The 25064-nt window shown below is 41.8% G+C and carries 25 protein-coding genes, 7 tRNA genes, 1 rRNA gene and 1 other annotated feature; of the genes, 22 read left to right on the plus strand and 11 right to left on the minus strand.

All coding sequences use genetic code 11. The features are described 5' to 3' along the window. Positions 1-67: 67 nt before the first annotated feature. From menB to GPS65_RS16390, 4 genes are read right to left on the minus strand one after another with little or no spacing between them, the layout of a single operon-like run. Complete coding sequence (gene menB / locus GPS65_RS16375; RefSeq protein WP_012011001.1) at positions 68-886, minus strand: 1,4-dihydroxy-2-naphthoyl-CoA synthase; 819 nt, start codon at positions 884-886, stop codon at positions 68-70. 14 nt (positions 887-900) lie between these two features. Next, positions 901-1725, minus strand: a complete 825-nt coding sequence (gene menH / locus GPS65_RS16380) for a 2-succinyl-6-hydroxy-2,4-cyclohexadiene-1-carboxylate synthase (RefSeq protein ID WP_012011002.1) — start codon at positions 1723-1725, stop codon at positions 901-903. Then, a complete protein-coding gene (gene menD / locus GPS65_RS16385) occupies positions 1710-3452 on the minus strand; it encodes a 2-succinyl-5-enolpyruvyl-6-hydroxy-3-cyclohexene-1-carboxylic-acid synthase (protein WP_012011003.1) in 1743 nt (580 codons plus the stop codon). The genes menH and menD overlap by 16 nt, the downstream gene beginning before the upstream one ends. Next, positions 3445-4863 (minus strand): isochorismate synthase, encoded by a 1419-nt coding sequence (locus GPS65_RS16390; protein WP_012011004.1) that lies wholly within the window; start codon positions 4861-4863, stop codon positions 3445-3447. The genes menD and GPS65_RS16390 overlap by 8 nt, the downstream gene beginning before the upstream one ends. Before the next feature lie 381 nt (positions 4864-5244). On the opposite strand from GPS65_RS16390, the gene GPS65_RS16395 reads away from it, so the two are divergent. The 3 genes from GPS65_RS16395 to GPS65_RS16405 all read left to right on the plus strand — a co-directional run bounded on the left by GPS65_RS16395 (position 5245) and on the right by GPS65_RS16405 (position 7600). Continuing rightward, entirely contained in the window at positions 5245-6183 is a 939-nt protein-coding gene (locus GPS65_RS16395; protein WP_012011005.1) for a 1,4-dihydroxy-2-naphthoate polyprenyltransferase, read from the plus strand. Between the two features lie 120 nt (positions 6184-6303). Beyond that, complete coding sequence (locus GPS65_RS16400; RefSeq protein WP_041815883.1) at positions 6304-7038, plus strand: TraR/DksA C4-type zinc finger protein; 735 nt, start codon at positions 6304-6306, stop codon at positions 7036-7038. 85 nt (positions 7039-7123) lie between these two features. Continuing rightward, positions 7124-7600, plus strand: coding sequence for a TspO/MBR family protein (locus GPS65_RS16405; protein WP_119125277.1), 477 nt, complete (start codon positions 7124-7126; stop codon positions 7598-7600). 78 nt (positions 7601-7678) lie between these two features. Here GPS65_RS16405 and GPS65_RS16410 read toward each other — a convergent pair. From GPS65_RS16410 to GPS65_RS16440, 7 genes are all read right to left on the minus strand, one after another. Further along, positions 7679-7750, minus strand: a tRNA-Glu gene (locus GPS65_RS16410). A 7-nt stretch (positions 7751-7757) separates the two neighbouring features. Further along, positions 7758-7848: transfer RNA gene (locus GPS65_RS16415), tRNA-Ser, on the minus strand. A 3-nt stretch (positions 7849-7851) separates the two neighbouring features. After that, positions 7852-7926, minus strand: a tRNA-Asn gene (locus GPS65_RS16420). A 6-nt stretch (positions 7927-7932) separates the two neighbouring features. Beyond that, a tRNA-Ile gene (locus GPS65_RS16425) sits at positions 7933-8009 on the minus strand. Positions 8010-8026: 17 nt separating this feature from the next. Further along, a tRNA-Gly gene (locus GPS65_RS16430) sits at positions 8027-8100 on the minus strand. A gap of 9 nt (positions 8101-8109) precedes the next feature. Beyond that, positions 8110-8185 (minus strand) — tRNA-His (locus GPS65_RS16435). 27 nt (positions 8186-8212) lie between these two features. After that, positions 8213-8285, minus strand: a tRNA-Phe gene (locus GPS65_RS16440). A 62-nt stretch (positions 8286-8347) separates the two neighbouring features. On the opposite strand from GPS65_RS16440, the gene rrf reads away from it, so the two are divergent. From rrf to secE, 19 genes are all read left to right on the plus strand, one after another. After that, positions 8348-8463, plus strand: a 5S ribosomal RNA gene (gene rrf / locus GPS65_RS16445). Positions 8464-8640: 177 nt separating this feature from the next. Further along, positions 8641-9105 carry a CtsR family transcriptional regulator gene (locus tag GPS65_RS16450; RefSeq protein WP_003217184.1) on the plus strand — a complete coding sequence of 155 codons (465 nt, stop codon included), beginning with the start codon at positions 8641-8643 and terminating at the stop codon, positions 9103-9105. A gap of 14 nt (positions 9106-9119) precedes the next feature. Further along, a complete protein-coding gene (locus GPS65_RS16455) occupies positions 9120-9677 on the plus strand; it encodes a protein-arginine kinase activator protein McsA (protein ID WP_034665655.1) in 558 nt (185 codons plus the stop codon). A gap of 4 nt (positions 9678-9681) precedes the next feature. Beyond that, complete coding sequence (locus GPS65_RS16460; protein WP_161985462.1) at positions 9682-10773, plus strand: protein-arginine kinase McsB; 1092 nt, start codon at positions 9682-9684, stop codon at positions 10771-10773. Beyond that, positions 10770-13205: an ATP-dependent protease ATP-binding subunit ClpC gene (clpC, locus tag GPS65_RS16465; RefSeq protein WP_003216969.1), complete on the plus strand. Its 2436-nt coding sequence runs from the start codon at positions 10770-10772 to the stop codon at positions 13203-13205. The genes GPS65_RS16460 and clpC overlap by 4 nt, the downstream gene beginning before the upstream one ends. Positions 13206-13298: 93 nt before the next feature. After that, on the plus strand, positions 13299-14678 hold the full coding sequence (gene radA, locus GPS65_RS16470) for a DNA repair protein RadA (protein WP_034620767.1): 1380 nt from the start codon (positions 13299-13301) through the stop codon (positions 14676-14678). 2 nt (positions 14679-14680) lie between these two features. Next, positions 14681-15760 (plus strand): DNA integrity scanning diadenylate cyclase DisA, encoded by a 1080-nt coding sequence (disA, locus tag GPS65_RS16475; RefSeq protein ID WP_012008686.1) that lies wholly within the window; start codon positions 14681-14683, stop codon positions 15758-15760. 153 nt (positions 15761-15913) lie between these two features. Beyond that, positions 15914-17014 carry a PIN/TRAM domain-containing protein gene (locus tag GPS65_RS16480; RefSeq protein ID WP_012008687.1) on the plus strand — a complete coding sequence of 367 codons (1101 nt, stop codon included), beginning with the start codon at positions 15914-15916 and terminating at the stop codon, positions 17012-17014. A 13-nt stretch (positions 17015-17027) separates the two neighbouring features. Beyond that, positions 17028-17717, plus strand: coding sequence for a 2-C-methyl-D-erythritol 4-phosphate cytidylyltransferase (gene ispD, locus GPS65_RS16485; protein WP_012008688.1), 690 nt, complete (start codon positions 17028-17030; stop codon positions 17715-17717). Positions 17718-17720: 3 nt separating this feature from the next. Beyond that, positions 17721-18197, plus strand: a complete 477-nt coding sequence (ispF, locus tag GPS65_RS16490) for a 2-C-methyl-D-erythritol 2,4-cyclodiphosphate synthase (RefSeq protein WP_012008689.1) — start codon at positions 17721-17723, stop codon at positions 18195-18197. Between the two features lie 94 nt (positions 18198-18291). Next, the gene (gltX, locus tag GPS65_RS16495) at positions 18292-19743 is read left to right on the plus strand and encodes a glutamate--tRNA ligase (RefSeq protein ID WP_012008690.1); all 1452 of its coding nucleotides are present in this window, start codon (positions 18292-18294) and stop codon (positions 19741-19743) included. Continuing rightward, positions 19743-19974, plus strand: a binding site (T-box leader). (Overlaps the previous gene by 1 nt.) 80 nt (positions 19975-20054) lie before the next feature. Then, positions 20055-20708: a serine O-acetyltransferase gene (gene cysE, locus GPS65_RS16500; protein ID WP_012008691.1), complete on the plus strand. Its 654-nt coding sequence runs from the start codon at positions 20055-20057 to the stop codon at positions 20706-20708. Then, on the plus strand, positions 20705-22105 hold the full coding sequence (gene cysS / locus GPS65_RS16505; protein ID WP_012008692.1) for a cysteine--tRNA ligase: 1401 nt from the start codon (positions 20705-20707) through the stop codon (positions 22103-22105). Before cysE ends, cysS begins: the two co-directional genes overlap by 4 nt. Positions 22106-22108: 3 nt before the next feature. After that, positions 22109-22540, plus strand: a complete 432-nt coding sequence (locus GPS65_RS16510) for a Mini-ribonuclease 3 (protein WP_012008693.1) — start codon at positions 22109-22111, stop codon at positions 22538-22540. Continuing rightward, positions 22524-23273 carry a 23S rRNA (guanosine(2251)-2'-O)-methyltransferase RlmB gene (gene rlmB / locus GPS65_RS16515; RefSeq protein WP_003217141.1) on the plus strand — a complete coding sequence of 250 codons (750 nt, stop codon included), beginning with the start codon at positions 22524-22526 and terminating at the stop codon, positions 23271-23273. Before GPS65_RS16510 ends, rlmB begins: the two co-directional genes overlap by 17 nt. Positions 23274-23275: 2 nt before the next feature. Further along, positions 23276-23788, plus strand: a complete 513-nt coding sequence (rae1, locus tag GPS65_RS16520) for a ribosome-dependent mRNA decay endonuclease Rae1/YacP (protein WP_003216949.1) — start codon at positions 23276-23278, stop codon at positions 23786-23788. Between the two features lie 63 nt (positions 23789-23851). Next, the gene (gene sigH, locus GPS65_RS16525) at positions 23852-24508 is read left to right on the plus strand and encodes an RNA polymerase sporulation sigma factor SigH (RefSeq protein ID WP_003217132.1); all 657 of its coding nucleotides are present in this window, start codon (positions 23852-23854) and stop codon (positions 24506-24508) included. Positions 24509-24584: 76 nt separating this feature from the next. After that, entirely contained in the window at positions 24585-24734 is a 150-nt protein-coding gene (gene rpmG / locus GPS65_RS16530; RefSeq protein ID WP_012008694.1) for a 50S ribosomal protein L33, read from the plus strand. Positions 24735-24769: 35 nt separating this feature from the next. Further along, positions 24770-24946 carry a preprotein translocase subunit SecE gene (secE, locus tag GPS65_RS16535; RefSeq protein WP_003216942.1) on the plus strand — a complete coding sequence of 59 codons (177 nt, stop codon included), beginning with the start codon at positions 24770-24772 and terminating at the stop codon, positions 24944-24946. Positions 24947-25064 lie beyond the last annotated feature (118 nt).

Consider the following 25064-nt stretch of genomic DNA (forward strand, 5'->3'; position numbering starts at 1 on the left):
CCTCCTTTTCGTAAAAGAAAACAGCTTAGTCTGATGCACTAAGCTGTTTTTCATCGGTATGATTGAATCAAGGGAAACGCGGGAACTGACCGAAGTCCGGCTTGCGTTTTTCCTTAAAGGAATCGCGTCCTTCTTTTGCTTCATCTGTTGTGTAATAAAGAAGTGTCGCATCTCCTGCAAATTGTTGAATTCCAGCTAATCCATCCGTATCTGCATTAAATGCAGCCTTCAAGAATCGTAAAGCAGTCGGGCTCTTTTCTAGCATCTCCTCACACCACTTCACTGTTTCTTCTTCAAGCTGCTCTAATGGTACAACTGTATTGACAAGGCCCATATCAAGCGCTTCTTGTGCATTGTATTGACGGCATAAGTACCAGATTTCTCTCGCTTTCTTATGACCTACAATACGTGCAAGGTAGCCTGAACCATAACCAGCATCAAAGCTGCCTACTTTTGGACCAGTTTGTCCAAATACCGCATTATCTGCTGCAATTGTCAGGTCACATACAATATGAAGAACGTGTCCGCCGCCGATTGCATAACCAGCCACCATTGCAACAACAGGTTTTGGAATGACACGAATCAAACGCTGTAAGTCCAGTACATTTAGACGCGGAATTTGGTCGTCTCCTACATAACCGCCATGACCGCGCACTTTTTGGTCTCCACCAGAACAGAATGCTTTGCCGCCAGCACCTGCAAGTACGATCACACCAACATTTGAATTATCACGAGCACGCGAAAATGCATCAATTAATTCACTCACAGTCTTAGGTGTAAACGCGTTATGTACGTGTGGACGATTAATCGTAATCTTTGCAATCCCATTGTACGTTTCATATAAAATTTCGTCATATTGACGCTCAGTTTGCCATTCAATAGCCATCAATAGTTCCTCCTCTAATCTTGGGTAATAAACTCACTAACTATTTTACCAAAAAAATGTGGTTGTTCCACATGAACTGTATGCCCAGCCTGCTCAGCCAACATCAATTGACTGCCTTCAAGCTCCTGCTGCATACGTGTGGCGATATTGCAAAACTTCTCATCAAGCGCTCCACAAATCAACAAAACAGGTAAATTTAAATGCTTTAATGCCTTCCAAACAGAGGGCTGCGATCCTGTTCCTATGCCTTCTAAGCTGCGAGCTAGTCCAAGCGGGTTGGCTTTCAGCCTTCCCTTTCTTAGTTGAGCCTGCGCATGAGCTGATAAAGTTTTTTGCGAAGCAAATAGTGGGATACTCTCCCAAAAATCCACAAACTTCACTAAACCTTCATCTCTCATTTTCTGAGCGAGCTGATGATCATGTTTGAGTCTTGCCATCCGCTCTTTAAACGTGCGAAGCCCTGGAGAGGTACTCTCTAAAATCAACTTGTTGACTCGCTCTGAATAACGAGAGGCAAATGATAAAGCAATACGTCCTCCCATAGAATATCCGAGAATATTCACTTTGTGAAGCTTTAATTGGTTTAAAATCTCTGCAAGATCTGCCAGTTGATGCGACATCGCATATCTTCTTATACTTTCTGGTGAGTCCGTGCGGCCATGTCCAAGCAAACTGATTTGAATCAATCTTGTATTTTCCATATAAGCATTCAAAAAGTTCCAAGAAGCCGCACTTCCAGTAAAACCGTGTAAGCATAGCGTGGCATTCTCACCTGATGGATTCTGATCTATCACCTCGTACGCCACACCATCACGCATCCTTATTATGAAAGAAGACATTCTTTTTTCACTTCTTCCAATATGTCATCCATCATTTGACGATGCTTGCTTACACGAGAATGCCGATCTGTTTCAATTTCAATTAAATGAAGTCCAGGCTCTTCTATATGTGCCTTATAGACATCATGGAATTCTTGTTTCGTTGAAGGTTTCGAATAGGTTCCCCCATACAGCTTAGAAGCATACTCAAAATTCAGTCCAGTCGGTGTACCAAAGAGTTTTTCATAATACGGTTCCTCAGACGCCTGCGGAAGGAACGAAAAGATGCCTCCTCCATCATTGTTTAACAGCACAACCGTCAGTGGAATGTCCATCAATTTAGCTGCAAGAAGACCATTCATATCATGGTAAAATGATAAATCTCCAATCACTAAGGTGACTGGCTGTTTCAAAGCTGCATACGTGCCAAGTGCTGTAGACACGACGCCATCTATACCATTTGCGCCTCGATTCGCCATCATTCGAAAAGGCTTCGATTGTGCTTCAAAAAACGTATCCACATCACGAATCGGCATACTATTTCCGATAAAAAGAACACTCTCCTTCGGTAAGAGATGCTGAAGCTGACGGTACACATTCCCCTCAAATGACAGATCCTCATCAGAATAATGAGATGCATGCGTTCTGAATGATGAATTAGCATGCTGCCAGCGATTTAGAAAACTTGTATCCTCACGTTGATCTGCTCTATTGACTACTTCATCTACAAAAGCTGCCACATCACTTTCAATGATGTATGAAGCACTCAGTCCAGGATCTCGAAAACCTCCAGCAGCATCAACAACAATCTGATTCACTTCCGCATGTTTTTCCAGCCATTTGAATAAAGGCTTAGACACAGGCATCGGTCCAAAACGAATCACCATATCCGGCAATAGGTGTTGCTGCAATGCTTCATCTTTTAATAAAGAATCATACGCATCAATTATAAGCTCTGCATGCTCATGACCATTTCGCAAATGAGAAAGTGGGTCCGCTAAAATTGGAAGATGCAAGTCTTTTGAAAGACGTAACACTGCCTCTTTTTCTTTCTGAGTATGAAGCTCTCCACACACAATCAGTCCCTTTTTGGAACGGTTCATGACCGTCACAATTTCAGATAGCGCATCATCATTTGGGTAAGCCTGTCCTGTAGCTAATACCTTTTTTCGGTCTGTTTCTTCTCTGTCGAAAGGATGAATAGACAAATCAGGAAGCAATGGTTCTCTCAGAGGGACATTGATTTGTACAGGTCCCTTCGGCTCTTGCATCGACATATGATTTGCTCTTGCCGCCGCTGTCTGAACATAGCGTAACATCATCTGACTTTCTTCTGGCAATGCTAAGTCTGTGAACCATTTAACAAACTTACCGAATAAGAATTGCTGATCAATCGCTTGAGGTGCTCCAACTTCCCTCAATTCGTGCGGCCGATCAGCAGTTAAAACAATAAGTGGGACACGGGAATAATGTGCCTCTACAATGGCTGGATAAAAGTTAGCAGCTGCTGTACCTGATGTACAAATAAGCAGCACTGGGGTTTGACTTGCTTTCGCGAGACCTAGCGCATAAAAAGCAGCAGACCTTTCATCCACTAATACATGGACATTGATGTCTTGGTGGGCAAGAGCCAACATTGCAAGCGGGGTTGAACGAGAACCTGGACAGACAACTGCCTCTTGTACGCCACCTTGGACAAATTCATCCATCAATCTGCCAATATATGTTGTCATAATCTGATTATTCAATAGGACAACCTCCAAGCGCAGATAGCATTGGTCTTAATTTCACTTGTGTTTCCTCATACTCCTGCTTTGCAAGGGAATCCTCTACAATGCCGCAGCCAGCGAACAAACGAACATGGTCTTCCTCAATAAGACCTGACCGAATGGCGACAGCAAATTCTCCATTGTCCTGAGAGTCAATCCACCCTACTGGTGCTGCATACCAGCCACGTTTCAACGGTTCGATTTCACGAATGACCTCAACCGCCTTTTCCTTCGGATATCCGCCTAATGCTGGCGTCGGGTGGAGCTGTTCAATTAACGAAAAGAGGGAACAACTGTTTTTAATTTCTCCCACAATCGGTGTAAACAAATGTTGAATATTTTTTGTTTTATAAAGACTAGGTTGATTTGGTTTATGCACGCGAAGGCAATTGGCTTCAAATGCTTGTTCAATCATATTGACAACAATTTGATGTTCAATCAAATTCTTCTCATCATGCAACAGTTCCTCGCCTAATGCTTTATCTTCCTCTTCATTTTTTCCACGAACAATTGAACCTGCTAAACAAGATGAAAAGACCTCTCCGCCGCTTTTTTTCACTAAACGTTCCGGTGTAGCTCCGACAAATGCTTGTCTCCCCTGTTCAACCGCAAATACATAACTTGTTGTTTGATGCTTTAATAATGCTGATAACAGTGGAGCGAGTTCAATTTGATTTTTATAGTGAAGCAAGACTTCTCTTGCTAGAACAACCTTTTCATATTCGTTAGCACGAATGTGGTCTGTCGCTTCTTGGATCGCCTTCATCCATTCATTCACATCTAGTTCTTCCATATGAACAAGTTCAGCTTGTCCATCATATCTGAGCGGTAATGTTTTGAATTGAGAGGCTTTTTGTTCTAATTCTTGAATGAGCTGATGAACATTCCCATCCACCTGCTTCCATTCATTGATCGTAAGAAACGTGCCTTCTTTTGAGACAGTGAGCATCATCGATGGCACAAAAAAATGAGCCTCACCAAAAGCTTCCCAGTGACGCGCCTTCTCTTCATACGGATCAAATGAGAATCCACCAAATAAAAGCGGACCAACAGCCGCTTGCCTTAACTCCTTCTCATCATGAAAATGGAACATGTGCTGCTTCAGCTGTTCCCATTCTTGATGGACTGTATCAAATCGTTCCTTACCTTGCTCAGATGATTTAATAACGGCCGCTCTGCCAAGTCCAGAAAATATCATTTGGCTTTCTGGATCAGACCAAAAAAAGCGCTCGCCTAAAAAATCCGCTTCGCCGCTTTGGAAAAAGGCAAGAGGATCCAGATCGTCAACTCTTCTGGAGTAGCTTATCAAAACAGCATGGTTGACGTTATTCGCTTCTTCTAATGTCGCAAGCGCTTCCTGCCGGAAAGTACTTTGCACTGTTGTCACCATGATACATTCCTCCAAAATCCATGAAATAACATAAAAAATAAAACCATCATGAAAAAATACGTGAACATTCGAATATGTCGAATGACCTGCTTTTCTATTATAAACCTTAACAGATGAACTTAGTAAAGAAAACAGCTTTTAAAACCTCGAATCCTTATTATATCACGCTTTCTAGATTTTTTCGCTCCCGCTTCTTGAAACGAGAGCATCTATAAGAAAAATGGAAAGTCTTGTTTTAAGATCAAGCTTTCTCTCGATATGGTAACGATTAGCAAACATCTTTTTCTGGATTCATCGCATCAATATATTGACACCTTTTTGAACTTTGCTAAACTGGAATTTGGACGTGTACGTATTTTTTTATTTAAAGGAGTATATTTTATGCAGCATCAATCGATATCAGATCAGCTTTCACCGATTAAGCCTGATAAGAACTGGCGGATTTGGTGGAATTTACTACGACCGCATACATTAACAGCAGCATTTATTCCCGTTACTTTAGGAACTGTTCTAGCACTTCCAAGTGGTCAAATACATGTTGGGCTATTTTTAGCTATGCTATTTGCATCTATGTTTATCCAAATCGCAACAAACATGTTTAATGAATACTTTGATTTTGTTCGCGGATTGGACAACGAGAAATCTGTCGGTATCGGCGGCGCCATTGTCAGAAATGGTGTAAAGCCAAAAACAGTTCTCGGCCTCGCTTATGCACTATTTGCGCTTTCCTTACTACTAGGAGTATACATTTGCATGATGTCTAGCTGGTGGATTGCACTGATAGGACTCATTTGTATGGCAGCAGGCTATTTCTATACAGGCGGTCCTGTTCCTATTGCATATACACCGTTTGGAGAACTTGTGTCAGGTGCCTTTATGGGACTAGGAATTATTCTGATCAGTTTCTATATTCAAACAGGCACACTGACGTCAAAAGCTGTTCTCGTCTCATTACCAATTTCAATTTTAGTTGGTGCCATCTTACTATCGAACAATATCCGCGATTTAGACGGTGATAAAGAAAATGGACGAAAAACACTTGCTATCCTTGCTGGACGAAAAGCGGCAGTGAACATTTTACTTTCCATGTTTTTGATCTCATATGTACTTATTTTTGTTTATATCTTCACAGATATTGTCGGCCTTTGGAGTCTTCTTGTTTTACTCAGTGTCCCAAAAGCATATACAGCTATCAAAGAATTTAAGCAAAAAGAAAAACCAATTGAATTAATGAATGCCATGAAATCGACAGCTCAAACCAATACATTTTTCGGTTTTCTGCTAACAATCGCTTTGATCTTACAATACTATATTGCTTAACAAAGAACGCCTGCCCCAGCCGCAGGCGTTTTTTCATGAGGAATTGCTTCAAATTGGAACTAGTCTTACAGATAAAATTGCTCATACTAACATTATGTTTGATATGAAAGGATGATCGCTTTGTTGTCTAAAGACGAATTACATCATTTGAAGCAGCGACTTCTCGATGAAAAGCATGAACTCGAAGCCAAAAGCCATGACGATGAACAAAAAGTATCATTTCCTTATGATTCTGTCGGAGATCTGTCAGCCTATGATAATCACCCAGGTGATCAAGGGACAGAACTGTTCGAACGCGGGAAAGATATTGCATTAAACAGTTTGGAACATGAACATCTGTTAGACATCAATGAAGCACTTCAAGCCATCACAGACGGCTCTTATGGCCAGTGCAAGGTCTGTAAAGCCCCTATCCCAAAGGAACGTTTAGAAGCCTTGCCTAGTGCCGTCACATGCACAGAACATTCAAAAGAACAAACCGTTTCACAAAACCGTCCGATTGAAGAGGATTTATTAAGTCCGCCCTCAGGTCAATTTGAAAATGAAGAAAGTGCGGCATACGATGGTGAAGATGCATATCAAGACGTAGAACGGTACGGAAATTCTGATACGCCGTCCGATATGGAATTTCCTCCATTGACATACGATGATGTGTATACACAATCAGAAGATGAAGATTATGTCGAAGACTATGAGGGATTCGCAGCTGCTGATATTGAGGGAAAAGCAAGCAAGGTATATCCAAATAAAGCCCACGAAGCTTATGAAGAAGCATTGGACGAAGAAGGCGTCATGACCGTATTTGGTGATTTGAAGCCGTACGAAGAAGAACCTTATACAGAAGAAAATCATTAGTCCCCTCATAATGGGGGCTTCATGTTTATATCATGTAATAATTGGGAAATCACTTTAAGAGTGAATTTGATTGGAGGAGATTCTAATGGCAAGAAAAAGTATCATTTGGGCAGTGATTGTTTTCTTTATTACATACGCATTATTCTCTGTGGCGGGATTCCTGTTTCCGATTGACAGAGAGTGGTATGATGCATTAAATAAACCGGAATGGACACCAAGTGGTGGTGTAATTGGTGCTGTATGGGCTGTCTTATTTGCTCTCATCTCGTTGTCCGCAGCGATCATTTATGGAAAATATGGATTTCAAAAAATCACTTTACCATTTTGGATTCTTTTTCTTTTAAATTATGTATTTAATCAAGCCTTTAGTTTTTTTCAATTTACACAAAAAGATTTATTTGCCGCTACGATTGATTGCCTGCTTGTCGCACTGACAGCACTTGCTCTTGTGATCGTCTCGCGTAAACTAAGCAAAGTCGTTCCAATTTTACTCATTCCTTATGTGTTATGGGGATTCTTTGCAACTTACTTGTCTTATACGATCTATTCCATGAACATGTAAAAAAAGACCGTTATTATGGCGGTCTTTCTTTTTTGGAGAAAATAAAAAAGAGATCTTTGACAAGACCTCTTTTAAAAATGACCCGTACGGGATTCGAACCCGTGTTACCGCCGTGAAAGGGCGGTGTCTTAACCGCTTGACCAACGGGCCAGATAAATGGCGGAGAAGGAGGGATTTGAACCCTCGCGCCGCTTGCGCGACCTACACCCTTAGCAGGGGCGCCTCTTCAGCCACTTGAGTACTTCTCCATTTGGCTCCGCAGGTAGGACTCGAACCTACGACCGATCGGTTAACAGCCGATAGCTCTACCACTGAGCTACTGCGGAATATCATGGTGGGCCTGAGTGGACTCGAACCACCGACCTCACGCTTATCAGGCGTGCGCTCTAACCAGCTGAGCTACAGGCCCATGATTGGATATACAAATGGAGCGGGTGATGGGAATCGAACCCACGACATCAGCTTGGAAGGCTGAGGTTTTACCACTAAACTACACCCGCAAATATGTATGGGGCGATTGATGGGAATCGAACCCACGAGTGCCAGAGCCACAATCTGGTGCGTTAACCACTTCGCCACAACCGCCATACTATCAATATTTTTTTATAAAAGTGGCTCGGGACGGAATCGAACCGCCGACACACGGATTTTCAGTCCGTTGCTCTACCAACTGAGCTACCGAGCCATGTATTCTTTTTAAAAATGGCGGTCCGGACGGGACTCGAACCCGCGACCTCCTCCATCAGGTTTGGTGGCGATAGCGAAGAGGTCACACCCGTTCCCATACCGAACACGGAAGTTAAGCTCTTCAGCGCCGATGGTAGTTGGGGGTCTCCCCCTGTGAGAGTAGGACGCCGCCAAGCTTGTATAAGGATCAGTTCCATTTGGAACTGGTCTTTTTTGTTTTTTTAAGAGGTTTGACACCATATAAATGTGGAAATAATATTCTTAGTTGAGCGATTATCTTGAAAAATCGACCGAAAAAATTTATAGTAAGATTAAAGTCAAATATAGTCAAAGTCAATGGAGGAGGAGGCGGAGTGGCACAAAATATTTCTGATATCATCGAGCAGTACTTGAAAGAAGTCTTGGATCAGAATGGTCGAGAAATATTAGAAATTAAGCGCAATGAAATTGCAGATAAGTTTCAATGCGTACCTTCACAAATTAACTATGTTATCAATACACGCTTCACGAGCGAGAGAGGCTACATCGTTGAAAGTAAGCGTGGCGGCGGTGGCTATATCCGCATCATTAAAGTCAAAATGAATGATGAAGTCGACTTATTGAACAATATTATTTCCCAAATATATCATCGTTTATCACAAGCTGCCTCTGATCATATCATCATGCGTCTTGTCGAAAATAACATTTTATCTGAAAGAGAAGCAAAGATGATGATCAGTGTCATGGACCGTTCTGTTTTGCACATTGATTTACCTGAACGTGATGAATTGCGGGCTCGGATGATGAAAGCGATGTTAAATGCTTTGAAATTAAAGTAAAGCGGGTGAAAAGATTGATTTGTCAAGAATGCAATGAGAGACCAGCCACTTTTCACTTTACGAAAGTTATAAATGGAGAAAAACAAGAAATGCACATATGTGAACAATGTGCAAAAGAAAACAGTGATTCATATGCTATGAGTGGAAACCAAGGTTTCTCTATTCACAACTTATTATCGGGTTTATTGAATATTGATCCTAGCTTTACGACAAGTGCGAATAAGGGATCATCTATTTTTCAAGAAGCAAGAGAAGTGGATCAATGTCCTAAGTGTGGCTTAACCTTTCAACAATTCAGAAAAACAGGCCGTTTTGGCTGTGCAGAATGCTATCGTTCGTTTGATCAGTATTTGAACCCTGTTTTACGGAAAGTCCATAGTGGAAATACAGTCCATAATGGAAAGGTGCCTAAACGGATTGCCGGCAGTCTTCATGTGCGCCGGAAACTTGAGTTGATGCAGCAAGAACTGAAGCAGTTAATTGAACAAGAAGAGTTCGAAAAAGCAGCGGAAGTTCGAGATCAAATTCGTGCATTAGAGCATGAGCAATCTCAGCAGAGGGAGGGAGATTAACAACATGTCGCTCCAGCATTTTATTCAAGACGCTTTAAGTCAATGGATGAAACAAAAAGGACCCGAAAGTGACATTGTTCTAAGCAGTCGAATCAGGCTAGCACGCAACCTAGAGCATGTTCGTTTCCCAACTCAGTTTTCTCAGGAAGAGGCTGAAGCTGTTCTCCAGCAATTTGAGCAAAAGTTTGCTAGCCAGGAAGTAAAGGACATCGGAAACTTTGTTCTAATTCGAATGAATGAAACGCAGCCTTTAGCAAAGAGGGTACTTGTTGAAAAGCATTTGATCAGCCCAAACTTAGCAGAATCAAGATTTGGCGGTTGTTTGCTGTCTGAAAATGAGGAAATCAGTGTGATGCTGAATGAAGAAGACCATATTCGGATCCAATGCTTATTCCCAGGATTCCAACTAGCCAATGCATTAAAAGCAGCTAACCAGATAGATGACTGGATTGAGGAGCAAGTGGATTATGCATTTTCTGAAAAGCGAGGATACTTAACAAGCTGTCCAACGAATGTAGGTACAGGTATTAGGGCATCAGTCATGATGCATTTACCCGCTTTAGCCCTCACAAGACAAATGAATCGGATTATTCCTGCGATTAATCAATTAGGTCTTGTAGTCAGAGGAATTTATGGTGAAGGCAGCGAAGCAATAGGGAACATCTTTCAAATTTCAAATCAAATGACACTTGGTCAATCAGAAGAAGATATTGTAGATGATTTAAATAGCGTGACCGCGCAGCTTATTGAACAAGAGCGATCTGCACGAAAAGCGTTATATCAAACATCTAAGATTGAACTTGAGGACAGAGTGTACCGGTCCTTAGGGATTTTGTCCAATTGTCGCATGATTGAATCAAAGGAAACAGCAAAATGTCTGTCAGATGTGCGCCTTGGAATTGATTTAGGTATCATTAAGGGGCTTTCAAGTAATATAATGAATGAACTCATGATTTTGACACAGCCTGGCTTTCTTCAACAATATTCTGGAGGAGCTTTGGAGCCAAATGAACGAGACATAAAACGAGCAGCAATTATTAGAGAAAGACTGCGTTTAGAAATGCATAGGAATGGACAGGAGGATGAAACGATATGATGTTTGGAAGATTCACTGAAAGAGCTCAAAAGGTATTAGCACTTGCACAAGAAGAAGCCATTCGCCTAGGCCATAAGAACATTGGTACTGAACACATTTTACTTGGTCTAGTACGTGAGGGTGAGGGCATCGCCGCAAAAGCGTTAGAAGCACTGGGCCTTGTTTCAGATAAAATCCAAAAAGAAGTCGAAAGCTTGATTGGAAGAGGGCAAGAGGTGTCTCAAGCTATTCCTCATTATACGCCTAGAGCGAAGAAGGTCACTGAGCTTTCAATGGATGAAGCAAGAAAGCTCGGTCATTCCTATGTAGGGACAGAACATATTCTCTTAGGTCTTATTCGCGAGGGAGAGGGTGTAGCAGCCCGCGTTTTAAATAACCTCGGTGTGAGCTTAAATAAAGCACGTCAGCAAGTCCTGCAGCTGCTTGGCAGTAATGAAACAGGTGCATCTGCCGCTGGCTCTAACAGCAATGCAAATACCCCAACATTAGATAGCTTAGCAAGAGATTTAACAGCGATTGCGAAAGAAGACAGCTTGGACCCTGTCATTGGACGAAGCAAAGAAATTCAGCGTGTCATTGAGGTCCTAAGCAGAAGAACAAAAAACAACCCGGTGCTGATTGGTGAGCCTGGTGTTGGTAAAACAGCCATCGCTGAAGGTCTTGCACAGCAAATTATTCATAATGAAGTGCCTGAAATTCTACGCGATAAACGAGTGATGACGCTTGATATGGGAACCGTTGTAGCGGGAACAAAATATCGTGGTGAATTTGAGGATCGTTTGAAAAAAGTCATGGACGAAATTCGCCAGGCAGGAAATATCATTCTCTTCATTGATGAGCTTCATACACTGATTGGTGCTGGTGGAGCAGAGGGTGCGATTGACGCATCTAATATTCTAAAACCATCCTTAGCACGTGGAGAGCTTCAATGTATCGGGGCGACAACATTAGATGAGTACCGTAAATATATTGAAAAGGATGCTGCGCTTGAACGACGTTTCCAGCCAATTCAAGTAGATCAGCCATCAGTTGATGAGAGTATTCAAATCTTAAGAGGACTTAGAGATCGTTATGAGGCACATCACCGTGTGTCCATTACAGATGAAGCGATTGAGGCGGCAGTGAAGCTGTCTGACCGTTATATTTCTGATCGTTTCCTTCCAGATAAGGCGATTGATTTAATTGATGAGGCAGGTTCGAAAGTCCGCTTACGTTCTTTCACAACACCGCCTAACCTAAAAGAACTAGAGCAAAAGCTGGATGAAGTACGCAAGGAAAAAGATGCGGCTGTTCAAAGTCAGGAATTTGAAAAAGCAGCTTCTCTTCGCGATACAGAGCAGCGTCTGCGTGAAAAGGTAGAGGTCACAAAGAAATCTTGGAAAGAAAAGCAAGGACAGGAGAATTCAGAGGTATCAGTGGATGATATCGCAATGGTTGTCTCTAGCTGGACGGGAGTGCCTGTTTCAAAAATTGCCCAAACCGAAACAGATAAGCTTCTAAATATGGAACAATTACTCCATTCTCGTGTAATTGGGCAGGATGAAGCAGTTGTCGCTGTAGCAAAAGCTGTGAGACGTGCGCGTGCTGGACTAAAAGATCCAAAACGTCCAATTGGCTCATTTATCTTCTTAGGCCCAACAGGGGTTGGTAAAACGGAGCTTGCAAGAGCACTCGCAGAGTCTATTTTCGGTGATGAAGAAGCGATGATCCGTATTGATATGTCAGAATACATGGAGAAACACTCTACATCTAGACTTGTTGGGTCACCTCCTGGCTATGTTGGCTATGAAGAAGGCGGACAACTGACTGAAAAAGTGAGAAGAAAACCTTATTCTGTTGTGCTTTTAGACGAGATTGAAAAGGCGCATCCAGATGTATTCAACATCTTACTTCAAGTATTAGAAGATGGTCGTCTGACTGATTCTAAAGGGCGTACTGTTGACTTTAGAAATACGATTTTGATCATGACATCCAACGTTGGAGCTAGTGAACTGAAGCGAAATAAATATGTTGGCTTTAACGTGCAGGATGAAGGTCAAAATTACAAGGATATGAAAGGCAAAGTGATGGGCGAGTTGAAACGTGCGTTCAGACCAGAATTCATCAACCGTATTGATGAAATCATTGTCTTCCATTCACTTGAAAAGAAACATCTAAAAGAGATTGTGTCTCTCATGTCTGATCAATTGACGAAACGATTAAAAGAACAAGACCTTTCAATTGAATTGACAGAAGCAGCAAAAGCGAAGATTGCTGATGAAGGTGTAGACCTTGAGTACGGTGCGCGTCCGTTAAGAAGAGCGATTCAAAAGCATGTGGAGGATCGACTTTCTGAGGAGCTTCTGAAGGGTAATATTGAAAAAGGTCAACAAATTGTATTAGATGTGGAAGATGGAGAAATTGTCGTAAAAACGACGGCTGCTACGAACTAATATAGTAAGACAAAAGTGTGAGGCATACCAGTAAGCTGTATGCCTCCCTTTACTTATTTTCTGACCAGTATAAGGAGTTGTATTCTTCAATCTATGGCTAAGACGAAATCAAAATTTATATGCCAATCGTGCGGTTATGAGTCAGCCAAATGGATGGGGAAATGTCCAGGCTGCGGCACGTGGAACAGTATGACAGAAGAGGTCGTTCGTAAAGAGCCAGCAAACCGTCGAAGCGCTTTTAACCATTCTGTTCAAACCATTCAAAAACCTTCACCTATATCTGCAATTGAAACATCAGATGAACCCCGAATCAAAACGAATTTAGAAGAATTTAATCGAGTATTAGGAAGTGGAATTGTCAAAGGCTCTCTTGTTCTCATTGGCGGAGATCCTGGGATTGGGAAGTCCACTTTATTATTACAAGTATCAGCACAGCTCTCAGATAAAAATCAGAATGTATTATACATATCTGGTGAGGAGTCCATTAAACAAACGAAGCTAAGAGCGGACCGCCTCGGCATAAAAAGCACCTCTTTACATGTTTTGGCTGAAACCGATATGGAGTATATAACGTCTGCTATACAAGAGATGAAACCCGCTTTTGTCGTGGTGGATTCGATTCAAACCGTTTATCAAAGCGATATTACGTCAGCTCCTGGGTCTGTATCTCAAGTGAGAGAATGTACAGCACAGCTGATGAAGATTGCAAAGACAAATGGGATTCCAATTTTTATCGTTGGTCACGTGACCAAAGAAGGCTCGATCGCAGGCCCACGTCTTTTAGAGCATATGGTGGACACGGTTCTTTATTTTGAAGGCGAGCGTCATCATACGTTTCGTATCTTACGTGCGGTGAAAAACCGATTTGGCTCGACGAATGAACTAGGGATTTTTGAAATGAGAGAGGAAGGGCTCACGGAAGTATTAAACCCATCCGAAATTTTCTTAGAAGAACGTTCGGCAGGTGTATCGGGTTCGTGTGTCGTAGCCTCAATGGAAGGAACAAGACCTGTTCTAGTCGAGATACAAGCATTAATTTCACCGACAAGCTTCGGAAATCCGCGTAGAATGGCCACTGGTCTTGATCATAATCGAGTGTCACTACTCATGGCGGTTTTAGAAAAACGTGTTGGACTGCTTCTGCAAAACCAGGATGCGTATTTAAAGGTCGCAGGCGGTGTGAAGCTTGACGAACCAGCAATTGACTTGGCCATTGCGGTCAGCATTGCATCAAGCTTTAAAGACGCAGCGCCGCATCAAGCGGATTGCTTTATAGGAGAGGTCGGCCTGACGGGAGAAGTCAGAAGAGTATCAAGAATTGAACAGCGTGTGCAGGAAGCTGCGAAACTAGGATTTAAACGAATGTTTATTCCTCAGGCAAATATAGATGGATGGAAAAAGCCGAGAGGGATTGAGTTAGTCGGTGTAGAAAATGTAGCGGAGGCACTTCGAATTTCACTAGGGGGATCATAGAAATGGAAAAAGAGAAAAAAGGAGCGAGAGAACTCGATCTCTTAGATATCGTACAGTTTGTGGCACCAGGGACACCTCTTCGGGCTGGGATCGAAAACGTCCTGAGGGCCAATACTGGCGGGCTAATTGTTGTTGGTTATAACGACAAAGTGAAGAGTGTTGTCGATGGAGGATTTCACATTAATTCTGCCTTCTCCCCAGCACACTTATATGAATTGGCGAAGATGGATGGAGCCATCATTTTAAGCGATTCTGGTCAAAAGATCTTGTATGCGAATACACAGCTTATGCCAGATGCGACCATCCATTCATCGGAAACGGGCATGAGGCACCGTACTGCTGAACGTGTAGCGAAGCAGACTGGCTGTTTAATCATTGCAATTTCTGAACGGAGGAACGTCATTACCTTATACCAAGGAAATCGTCGTTACACGCTGAAAGATATTGGCTTTATTTTAACGAAGGCTAACCAAGCCATACAAACACTTGAGAAATATAAAACCATTTTAGATCACGCCATTTCTGCGTTAAGCGCCCTGGAATTTGAAGAGCTTGTGACCTTTGGTGATGTATTATCCGTGCTGCATCGTTACGAGATGGTGCTTAGAATCAAAAATGAAATCAATATGTATATCAAAGAGCTTGGAACTGAAGGACATTTGATCCGTCTGCAAGTCAATGAACTGATTACAGATATGGAGCAGGAAGCGGCTTTATTTATTAAAGATTACGTGAAAGAAAAGATTAAAGATCCATATGTTCTGCTTAAACAGCTCCAAGATATGTCTAGCTTTGAGCTTTTAGATGATTCCATTCTGTACAAGTTACTAGGCTATCCAGCTTCTACAAATATTGACGAATATGTGTACACAAGAGGTTACAGATTGCTTCACAAAATCCCTAGACTGCCTATGCCAATCGTCGAAAACGTGGTTGAAGCATTCGGTGTGTTAGATCGAATTATGGAAGCGGATGTACAAGATTTGGATGAAGTAGAAGGAATTGGAGAAGTAAGAGCGAAAAAGATAAAAAAAGGATTAAAAAGGTTGCAAGAAAAACATTATATCGATCGACAGCTGTAAGAAGAGAAATTTTCTCTCAATACGGTTAAAAATGGATGAATATGGGTATATTAATGATGCTTTTGTTTTCTGTTGAACACGATAGGAAACTTAAACATATATCAATGTCAGGTGAGGGTGGATTGACAGATGAATAATAAAGGAGGTGAAGGTATGTTAAAAAGAATCGTTCAGGCGTTTTTTATCATTTTTGGTGCAGTTGTAGGGATTTTTATCATTCCAGAGTTATTTCTGCTGTTAAATGTAAAGGACATACCTTTCATTACAAATGCTTACTCTTCAGCACTAATAGGAGCCGCTGTGTTCTTAATCATCGGCAAATGGTGCACAGGTTATGTGGTTAATTGGGTGAAATGGATCGAGGATTCTCTATTAAAGGCGCCTCTTCCTGATCTTATTTCTGGAAGTTTCGGATTAGTATTTGGACTTATTCTAGCATATCTTATTGTAAACGTGATTCCGCTAAACAATATCCCATATCATATTTTTGGTACCATTATTCCGATTTTCCTGGCTTTCTTTTTAGGATACCTTGGATTTCAGGTAGGGTTTAAGAAGAAGGATGAAATGATGGGGCTGTTCTCTCGATCTGCAAAGGTCACCAAGAAAAAAGGAGCAGCTGATGATGAACCTGAAATAGAAGATAAAAAGCTGAAAATTTTAGACACAAGTGTTATCATTGATGGAAGAATCGCAGATATTTGTCAAACTGGATTCTTAGAAGGCGTCATGGTCATTCCTCAATTTGTGCTCGAGGAATTACAGCATATTGCAGACTCTTCTGATGTATTAAAGAGAAATAGAGGCCGAAGAGGTCTTGATATTTTAAATCGTATTCAAAAAGAATTAGATATCAAAGTTGAAATTTACGAGGGTGACTTTGAAGACATTCAAGAGGTTGATAGCAAGCTTGTGAAGCTCGCTAAATTAACTTCAGGTGTTGTTGTGACAAATGATTTTAATTTAAATAAAGTATGCGAACTTCAAAAAGTAGCAGTGTTAAACATCAATGATCTAGCCAATGCGGTGAAACCGGTTGTGCTGCCTGGGGAAGAAATGAAGGTACAGGTCATTAAAGATGGGAAAGAGCATAACCAAGGTGTTGCTTACTTAGATGACGGTACGATGATTGTGGTCGAAGAAGGACGCAATTACATTGGAAAAGACATCGATGTGCTCGTCACAAGTGTGCTGCAGACTGCTGCTGGAAGAATGATTTTTGCGAAGCCAAAACTTCTGGAGAAGGCGCTCTAAAGGGAGAACGAACATGTATTATGAAGTAGTTATTCCGGCTGCGGGGCAGGGGAAACGAATGAAGGCCGGCCGCAATAAGCTTTTTATTGAGCTGAAAAGAATGCCGGTCATTATTCATACACTAAAGGTGTTTGACGCTCATGCTCAGTGCAAACGCATGATCCTAGCGATCAATGAAGAGGAGCGTCAAGACTTTGAAAGGCTTCTCAAGGTACACGCGTTTCAAACGCCTGTTTCACTTGTCAACGGCGGTGAGGAACGTCAGCAAAGTGTATACGAAGGATTAAAGGCTGTGAAAGATGCAGACATCGTGCTTGTTCATGATGGGGCAAGGCCTTTTATTAAGCATACACAGATTGACTTGCTCGTTAAAGCAGCGATTGAAAAGGGCTCCGCGGTTGTAGCGGTACCAGTGAAAGACACAATCAAACGCGTTCAAGAAGGCAAAGTGGAACAAACCATTGAACGTCAGAGCTTGTGGGCAGTCCAGACCCCACAAGCTTTTCGTCATTCTATTTTAAAAGAGGCGCATGAATATGCAGAGCGGACCGGTTTCCTTGGAACAGACGACGCCAGTCTTGTGGAACAATTACATGGTGAAAACGTGTATATTGTCCAAGGAGATTATACCAATATTAAGCTGACGACACCGGATGATTTATTGGTTGCCAAGGCAATTATGGATGCGGAAAGAGGGTACTAGATCATGTTGAGAATAGGACAAGGCTTTGATGTACATCAATTAACAGAGGGAAGACCTTTGATTATCGGCGGGGTCACCATCCCATATGAAAAGGGGCTGCTTGGGCATTCAGACGCTGATGTACTGCTCCACACAGTGGCAGATGCCTGCCTAGGTGCGATTGCTGAAGGAGATATCGGCAGACATTTCCCGGACACAGACCCTGAGTTTAAGGATGCGGATTCTTTTCAATTACTGCAGCATGTGTGGGCACTAGTAAAGGAAAAAGGCTACACACTTGTGAATATTGATTGCACCATCATGGCGCAAAAGCCGAAAATGGCTCCTTATATTCAACCGATGTGTGAGAAGATTGCAGAAGCGCTTGAGGCAGATGTCACACAGGTGAATGTGAAAGCTACGACGACGGAGAAACTCGGATTTACAGGAAGAGGCGAAGGAATTGCCTCTCAGGCAACGGTGCTTCTTCAGAAAAAGTAAAACTCATTTTGATGAGAATGAGATTTGATGATAAAATACGTTTATAAAAAATTGGTGTCAGACAACATGATGCAGATGAAAGGAAGTTAAACTCATGGGAAATGAAGTGCGTGTTCGTTATGCACCGAGTCCAACTGGTCATTTACATATTGGGAATGCTAGAACGGCTCTTTTCAACTATTTGTTCGCACGCAGTCAAGGCGGCAAATTTATTATTCGAATCGAAGATACGGATCAAAAGCGTAATGTAGAAGGCGGAGAAGAAAGCCAGCTTCGCCACCTGCAATGGCTCGGTATTGATTGGGATGAGAGCATTGATAAAGATGGTGGCTACGGTCCTTACAGACAATCAGAGCGTAATGATATTTATAAAAAGTATTATGATGAGCTGCTAGAGAAGGACTTGGCGTATAAGTGCTATTGTACGGCTGAAGAGCTAGAGGAAGAGCGTGAAGCACAAATCGCCCGCAGTGAAATGCCTCGATATTCTGGTAAATGCAGTCATTTATCGAAAGAAGAAGAGGACAAGCTAATCGCTGAAGGAAGAGAGCCAAGTATCCGCTTCCGTGTGCCAAAAGGAGAAATCATCAAATTTGACGACATGGTCAAAGGCGAAATTTCATTTGAGACAGACGGCATCGGTGACTTTGTCATTGTGAAGAAAGATGGTACGCCGACTTATAACTTCGCTGTAGCAGTGGATGATCATTTGATGAAGATGACTCACATTCTCCGCGGAGAGGATCACATTTCGAATACGCCTAAACAAATCATGATCTTCAATGCATTTGGCTGGGATGTTCCGCTATTTGGACATATGACGCTGATTGTGAACGAGAACCGCAAGAAATTAAGCAAGCGTGATGAATCCATTATTCAATTCATCGAGCAATATAAAAACTTGGGCTATTTACCAGAAGCCCTGTTCAACTTCATTGCACTACTTGGATGGTCTCCAGTGGGCGAAGAAGAACTGTTTACGAAAGAGCAATTCATCGACATTTTCGATGTGAACCGACTTTCTAAGTCACCAGCTCTATTCGATATGCATAAACTAAAATGGGTAAATAACCAATACGTGAAAGCACTTGATCTTGATCAGGTTGTTGCGCTAACACTTCCACATCTTCAAAAAGCAGGCAAAGTAAGTGAGCAGCTGTCAGATGAAAAAAACACGTGGGTGCGCAAGCTGATTGCTCTGTATCATGAACAATTAAGCTATGGAGCAGAAATTGTTGAGTTAACAGAGTTGTTCTTTAAGGAGCAAATTGAGTATAATCAAGAGGCAAAGGAAGTTCTAGCAGAGGAGCAAGTACCAGAAGTCATGGCATCATTTGCTGGTCAGCTTGAACGACTTGAGTCTTTCACACCTGATGAAATCAAGGCGGCTATTAAAGCGGTCCAAAAAGAAACAGGGCATAAAGGCAAGAAACTATTCATGCCAATTCGTGTGGCTGTCACAGGACAAACGCACGGTCCAGAACTTCCGCAAAGTATTGAACTACTAGGTAAAGAAACGGTATTAAACCGCATTAAACAAATATAAGGAAATCGTTGCGAGGGAGAAGTACAATGTTTTCGTCCATCACAGAAAGAGTCTTCACCGGCTGAAAGAGACTTATGGGCAGACGTTGGAAATGCACCCTCAAGACCCTTGAGGAACACGAGTACGTAAGTATGCAAGGGCGGTACCCTCCGTTATGGGATGAAGTTGAGAAGGCTGCGAAATGAGGGCTTTCTAAACAGAGTGGAACCGCGTTTTCAAAACGTCTCTGTCATATGGCAGAGGCGTTTTTTATTTGTCCAAAAAAGAGAGCAAGTCCGAAGAGAGATTGATGGGGAGAACGGGGGGAGCATGTGTTTTTCAAAATGCTGAAAGAAGATATTGATACTGTGTTTGATCAAGATCCTGCTGCTAGAAGCTATATTGAAGTAGTGCTAACCTATTCAGGGCTTCATGCGATTTGGGCTCATCGTATCGCGCATGCATTTTATAAGCGGAAGCTGTACTTTCTTGCACGGATCATTTCTCAGGTCAGCCGGTTTTTCACAGGGGTGGAAATTCACCCTGCGGCCACCATTGGCAGGCGCTTCTTCATTGACCACGGTATGGGAGTGGTGATTGGGGAAACATGTGAAATCGGAGACAACGTCACTGTTTTCCAAGGCGTGACATTAGGGGGAACAGGGAAAGAAAAGGGAAAGCGGCACCCGACCATTTTAGACGATGCGCTCATTGCGACAGGTGCAAAGGTGCTTGGTTCCATTACAGTCGGAAAAGGAGCCAAGATCGGAGCGGGATCGGTCGTCTTAAAGGACGTACCTGACCATTCAACGGTTGTCGGTATACCTGGGCGAGTCGTCGTTCAAAATGGTAAGAAAATTAATCGTGATCTCAATCATCAAGATTTGCCAGATCCAATTTCCGATCGTTTCAAAGAATTGGAACGAGAAATGGAAAAGCTAAAAGGTGAGCTGGCTTCATTGAGCAGAAAGGAAGAACAATCATGACAATCAATATTTATAATACATTGACACGTAAGAAAGAGGAATTCGTCCCGCTTGAGCCAGGAAAGGTCAAGATGTATGTGTGCGGACCAACCGTTTATAACTACATTCATATCGGGAATGCAAGACCTGCTATTGTTTATGACACTGTACGTAAGTATTTAGAATACAGCGGCTATGATGTGAACTTTGTCTCAAACTTTACAGATGTGGATGATAAACTCATCAAAGCAGCCAATGAACTCGGAGAAGATGTTCCGACGATTGCTGACCGCTTTATCCAAGCCTACTTTGAAGACGTCAGTGCACTAGGTTGCAAAAAAGCTGATCTTCACCCACGCGTGACGGAAAATATGGATGATATCATTGCATTTATTGAGACATTAATAGAAAAGGGCTACGCCTATGAAGCAGATGGTGACGTGTATTACAGCACACGCTCATTTGAAGGCTACGGAAAGCTTTCTCACCAGTCGATTGATGAACTGAAGACAGGTGCCCGTATTCGTGTAGGTGAGAAGAAACGAGATGCGCTGGACTTTGCTTTATGGAAGGCTGCAAAGAACCAAGAAATCTCATGGGATAGCCCGTGGGGCGAAGGACGTCCAGGCTGGCACATTGAATGCTCGGCCATGGTTAAAAAATATTTAGGTGATACAATCGATATTCATGCAGGCGGACAGGATTTAACCTTCCCTCACCATGAAAATGAAATCGCTCAATCTGAGGCTTTGACAGGCAAACCATTTGCGAAATATTGGATGCATAACGGATATATTAATATTGAGAATGAGAAAATGTCAAAATCACTTGGCAACTTTGTGCTTGTGCATGACATTGTAAAAGAACAAGATCCTGATGTGCTTCGATTCTTTATGTTGTCGGTTCACTACCGTCATCCAATTAACTACTCAATGGATTTACTAGAGAGTACAAAGAGTGCGTTTAACCGACTCAAAACGTCTTATGCTAATTTACATCATCGCCTTGAAAGCAGCACGAATATCACAGAAGACAATGCTAAATGGTTGGCGAAGGTTGAAGAGCAGAGAGCGACATTTATTTCTGAAATGAATGATGACTTCAATACGGCAAATGCGATTTCTGTTTTATTCGAACTTGCGAAACAGGCGAATTATTATATGGAAAATGATCATACTTCGGAGGAAGTGATCAAGGCATTTATCGGCTTGTTCCAAGAAATCACGTCTGTCCTTGGCTTCTCATTAGAAGAAAAGCATACGCTTGAAAAAGAAGTAGAAGCGTTAATTGAACAACGCAATGAGGCTAGAAGAAATCGTGATTTTGCGCTATCTGATCAAATTCGTGACCAGTTAAAGAGCATGAATATTGTATTGGAGGACACTCCTCAAGGTACTCGCTGGAAAAGAGGAGAATAGGTCATGTTGAATTTTGAAAAGCTGAAAGACGGTAAACAATTGAACGGACTTGCGCTTGCTTATATGGGTGATGCCATTTTTGAAGTCTACGTGAGGCATCACCTCCTCCAAACGGGGGCGACAAAACCAAATGAGCTGCACAAACGAGCAAGCAAAATCGTTTCAGCTAAATCTCAGGCAGCTATTTTATTTACGCTTCAGCAGCAAGGCTTTTTCACTGAAGCAGAAGAAGCGGTGCTGAAAAGAGGAAGAAATGCAAAATCAGGCACAGTGCCTAAAAACACAGACGTTCAAACGTATCGTTATAGTACGGCGTTTGAAGCGCTCATGGGTTATTTATTTATTGATAAGCAGGACGAACGCTTAGAAGAGCTGATTAGTCAGGCGATTGAAATCGGAACGTCAGGGAGGAAGACAAATGAGTCAGCAACATGATTATGTGATTGGGAAAAATGCAGTGATTGAAACACTAAAGTCAGATCGAGAGTTATACAAGCTCTGGATGGCAGAAAACACTGTAAAAGGACAAGCCCAGCAGGTCATTGAACTCGCAAAAAAACAAAATATTACCATTCAGTATGTTCCGAGGAAAAAGCTTGATCAAATGGTCACAGGTCAGCACCAGGGAATCGTTGCACAAGTAGCAGCATATGAATATGCAGAATTGGACGATCTATATCAAATCGCTGAACAGCGAAATGAACAGCCATTTTTTCTTATCTTAGATGAAATTGAAGACCCGCATAATTTAGGTTCCATTATGCGTACAGCAGATGCTGTAGGTGCACACGGGATTGTCATTCCGAAAAGGAGAGCGGTCGGCTTAACGACAACTGTTGCCAAGGCATCTACTGGAGCAATTGAACATATTCCTGTTGCCAAAGTCACCAATCTTTCAAGAGCTCTTGATGAGATGAAAGAAAGAGGAATCTGGGTCGCGGGAACAGATGCGTCTGCCAAACAGGATTACAGACAATTTGATGGCACGATGCCGCTTGCTCTCGTGATTGGCAGTGAAGGAAAAGGGATTGGCCGATTGATCAAAGAAAAGTGTGATTTTCTAATTAAGCTGCCAATGGCCGGAAAGGTCACTTCGTTAAACGCGTCAGTTGCTGCTAGTCTATTGATGTATGAAGTGTATCGAAAACGTTATCCGTTAGGAGAATAGAGATGGACATCCTCTTAGTCGATGGATACAACATGATAGGTGCATGGCCAAGGCTGCAGCACTTAAAGGAAAACAGCTTTGAAGAAGCCAGAGACATACTGATTCAAAATTTAGCAGAATATCAAGCCTATACAGGGTATCGAGTCATTGTTGTATTCGATGCCCATATGGTCAAAGGAATCGAAAAAAAGCGAATCAATCACCGAGTAGAGGTCATCTTTACGAGAGAGAATGAAACGGCTGATGAGCGGATTGAAAAGCTTGCCCAGGATTTGAATAATATTCGGACGCAGATTCATGTGGCGACCTCAGACTTTACAGAACAATGGGCAATCTTTGGACAAGGAGCTCTTCGGAAGTCGGCTCGAGAGCTTTTAAGAGAGATTGAAGTGATCGAACGAAAGATTGAAACGAGAGTCAAAAAGATTACTTCTGATAAACCAGCATCCAAGATAGAATTGTCAGAAGATGTATTGAAAACGTTTGAAAAATGGCGGCGTGGGAATCTAGAATAGCTTGACGATATTTCAACCATTAATGTATAATATTTCTATCTAGGTGCGGTCGGGGGGATCGAAGTGAATCTAAACAACAGCAAGGATAAATCCATCAGAGAGCAATTTTGCCAGTTGGAAGATGAACAAGTCATTGAAAGGGTTCATGTCGGAGATAGTGATGCGCTAGATTACTTAATAACGAAATACCGAAATTTTGTACGTGCAAAAGCAAGATCTTATTTCTTGATTGGAGCGGATCGAGAGGACATTGTCCAAGAGGGGATGATCGGACTTTATAAGTCTATCCGCGATTTCAGAGAGGACAAGCTTACTTCATTTAAGGCTTTTGCAGAATTATGTATTACCCGCCAAATTATCACCGCAATTAAAACAGCTACTCGCCAAAAACATATCCCGTTAAATTCCTATGTATCATTAGATAAGCCAATATATGATGAAGAATCAGACAGAACATTGTTGGACGTCATTTCCGGTGCTAAAGCGCTTAACCCAGAAGATTTAATCATTAGCAAAGAAGAATTTGATGATATCGAAATGAAGATGGGTGAACTACTAAGCGAGCTGGAAAGAAAGGTTCTTGTGCTTTACCTTGATGGCAGATCCTATCAAGAGATTTCTGAAGATTTAAACCGTCATGTGAAATCAATTGATAACGCACTCCAAAGAGTAAAGAGAAAATTAGAGAAATATTTAGAGCTTCGCGAGATTAGTCTCTAATCAAACCTATATTGACAGCTTTTTCGACACTGTGATAAGGTACTAAGGAAATGATGTCGAGAAAATAGGTGTAAATATGAGGAAAAAGATTACTCTAGCCTGTAAAGACTGCGGAAGCCGCAATTATACGACAATGAAAAGTGATGCTTCAGCAGCTGAAAGATTAGAAGTTAAGAAATATTGCAAGACTTGTAATTCACATAAAACACATTTAGAAACGAAGTAAGATTTGCGTTCTTTAATCTGTGGAGGTCTTTTACAATGCGTATTATCAGTTTCTTAAAAAGTGTCGGAAAAGAAATGAAGAAGGTCAGCTGGCCAAAGAAAAACGAAATGATTCGTTACACAATCACTGTTATTTTAACAGTCGTATTCTTTGCAATCTTTTTCTCTTTTCTTGATATAGGAATCTCACAATTAATCGAATTAATTCATTAATACTTGAATAATGGTCTGCTGAACGTGCTATAATAGATCATAATATGACTTGCCAAAAAACCCGTTTTACGGGTTTTTTCAATTGCTTGAAAATATTTACCGGTACTCGAGATTCGTC

It is taken from the genome of Bacillus pumilus (assembly GCF_009937765.1).
GTDB lineage: Bacteria > Bacillota > Bacilli > Bacillales > Bacillaceae > Bacillus > Bacillus pumilus_O.

Excerpts from the sequence above, each read along its gene's own strand:
- GPS65_RS16460 (WP_161985462.1), top strand. The coding sequence starts at position 9,682 with ATGTCGCTCCAGCATTTTATTCAAGACGCTTTAAGTCAATGGATGAAA.
- gltX (WP_012008690.1), top strand. The coding sequence starts at position 18,292 with ATGGGAAATGAAGTGCGTGTTCGTTATGCACCGAGTCCAACTGGTCAT.
- GPS65_RS16510 (WP_012008693.1), top strand. The coding sequence starts at position 22,109 with ATGTTGAATTTTGAAAAGCTGAAAGACGGTAAACAATTGAACGGACTT.
- menH (WP_012011002.1), bottom strand. The coding sequence starts at position 1,725 with ATGTCTTCTTTCATAATAAGGATGCGTGATGGTGTGGCGTACGAGGTG.
- menB (WP_012011001.1), bottom strand. The coding sequence starts at position 886 with ATGGCTATTGAATGGCAAACTGAGCGTCAATATGACGAAATTTTATAT.
- GPS65_RS16395 (WP_012011005.1), top strand. The coding sequence starts at position 5,245 with ATGCAGCATCAATCGATATCAGATCAGCTTTCACCGATTAAGCCTGAT.
- cysS (WP_012008692.1), top strand. The coding sequence starts at position 20,705 with ATGACAATCAATATTTATAATACATTGACACGTAAGAAAGAGGAATTC.
- rlmB (WP_003217141.1), top strand. The coding sequence starts at position 22,524 with ATGAGTCAGCAACATGATTATGTGATTGGGAAAAATGCAGTGATTGAA.
- radA (WP_034620767.1), top strand. The coding sequence starts at position 13,299 with ATGGCTAAGACGAAATCAAAATTTATATGCCAATCGTGCGGTTATGAG.
- ispD (WP_012008688.1), top strand. The coding sequence starts at position 17,028 with ATGTATTATGAAGTAGTTATTCCGGCTGCGGGGCAGGGGAAACGAATG.
- GPS65_RS16390 (WP_012011004.1), bottom strand. The coding sequence starts at position 4,863 with ATGGTGACAACAGTGCAAAGTACTTTCCGGCAGGAAGCGCTTGCGACA.
- disA (WP_012008686.1), top strand. The coding sequence starts at position 14,681 with ATGGAAAAAGAGAAAAAAGGAGCGAGAGAACTCGATCTCTTAGATATC.
- GPS65_RS16405 (WP_119125277.1), top strand. The coding sequence starts at position 7,124 with ATGGCAAGAAAAAGTATCATTTGGGCAGTGATTGTTTTCTTTATTACA.
- rae1 (WP_003216949.1), top strand. The coding sequence starts at position 23,276 with ATGGACATCCTCTTAGTCGATGGATACAACATGATAGGTGCATGGCCA.
- clpC (WP_003216969.1), top strand. The coding sequence starts at position 10,770 with ATGATGTTTGGAAGATTCACTGAAAGAGCTCAAAAGGTATTAGCACTT.
- GPS65_RS16480 (WP_012008687.1), top strand. The coding sequence starts at position 15,914 with ATGTTAAAAAGAATCGTTCAGGCGTTTTTTATCATTTTTGGTGCAGTT.
- rpmG (WP_012008694.1), top strand. The coding sequence starts at position 24,585 with ATGAGGAAAAAGATTACTCTAGCCTGTAAAGACTGCGGAAGCCGCAAT.
- secE (WP_003216942.1), top strand. The coding sequence starts at position 24,770 with ATGCGTATTATCAGTTTCTTAAAAAGTGTCGGAAAAGAAATGAAGAAG.
- ispF (WP_012008689.1), top strand. The coding sequence starts at position 17,721 with ATGTTGAGAATAGGACAAGGCTTTGATGTACATCAATTAACAGAGGGA.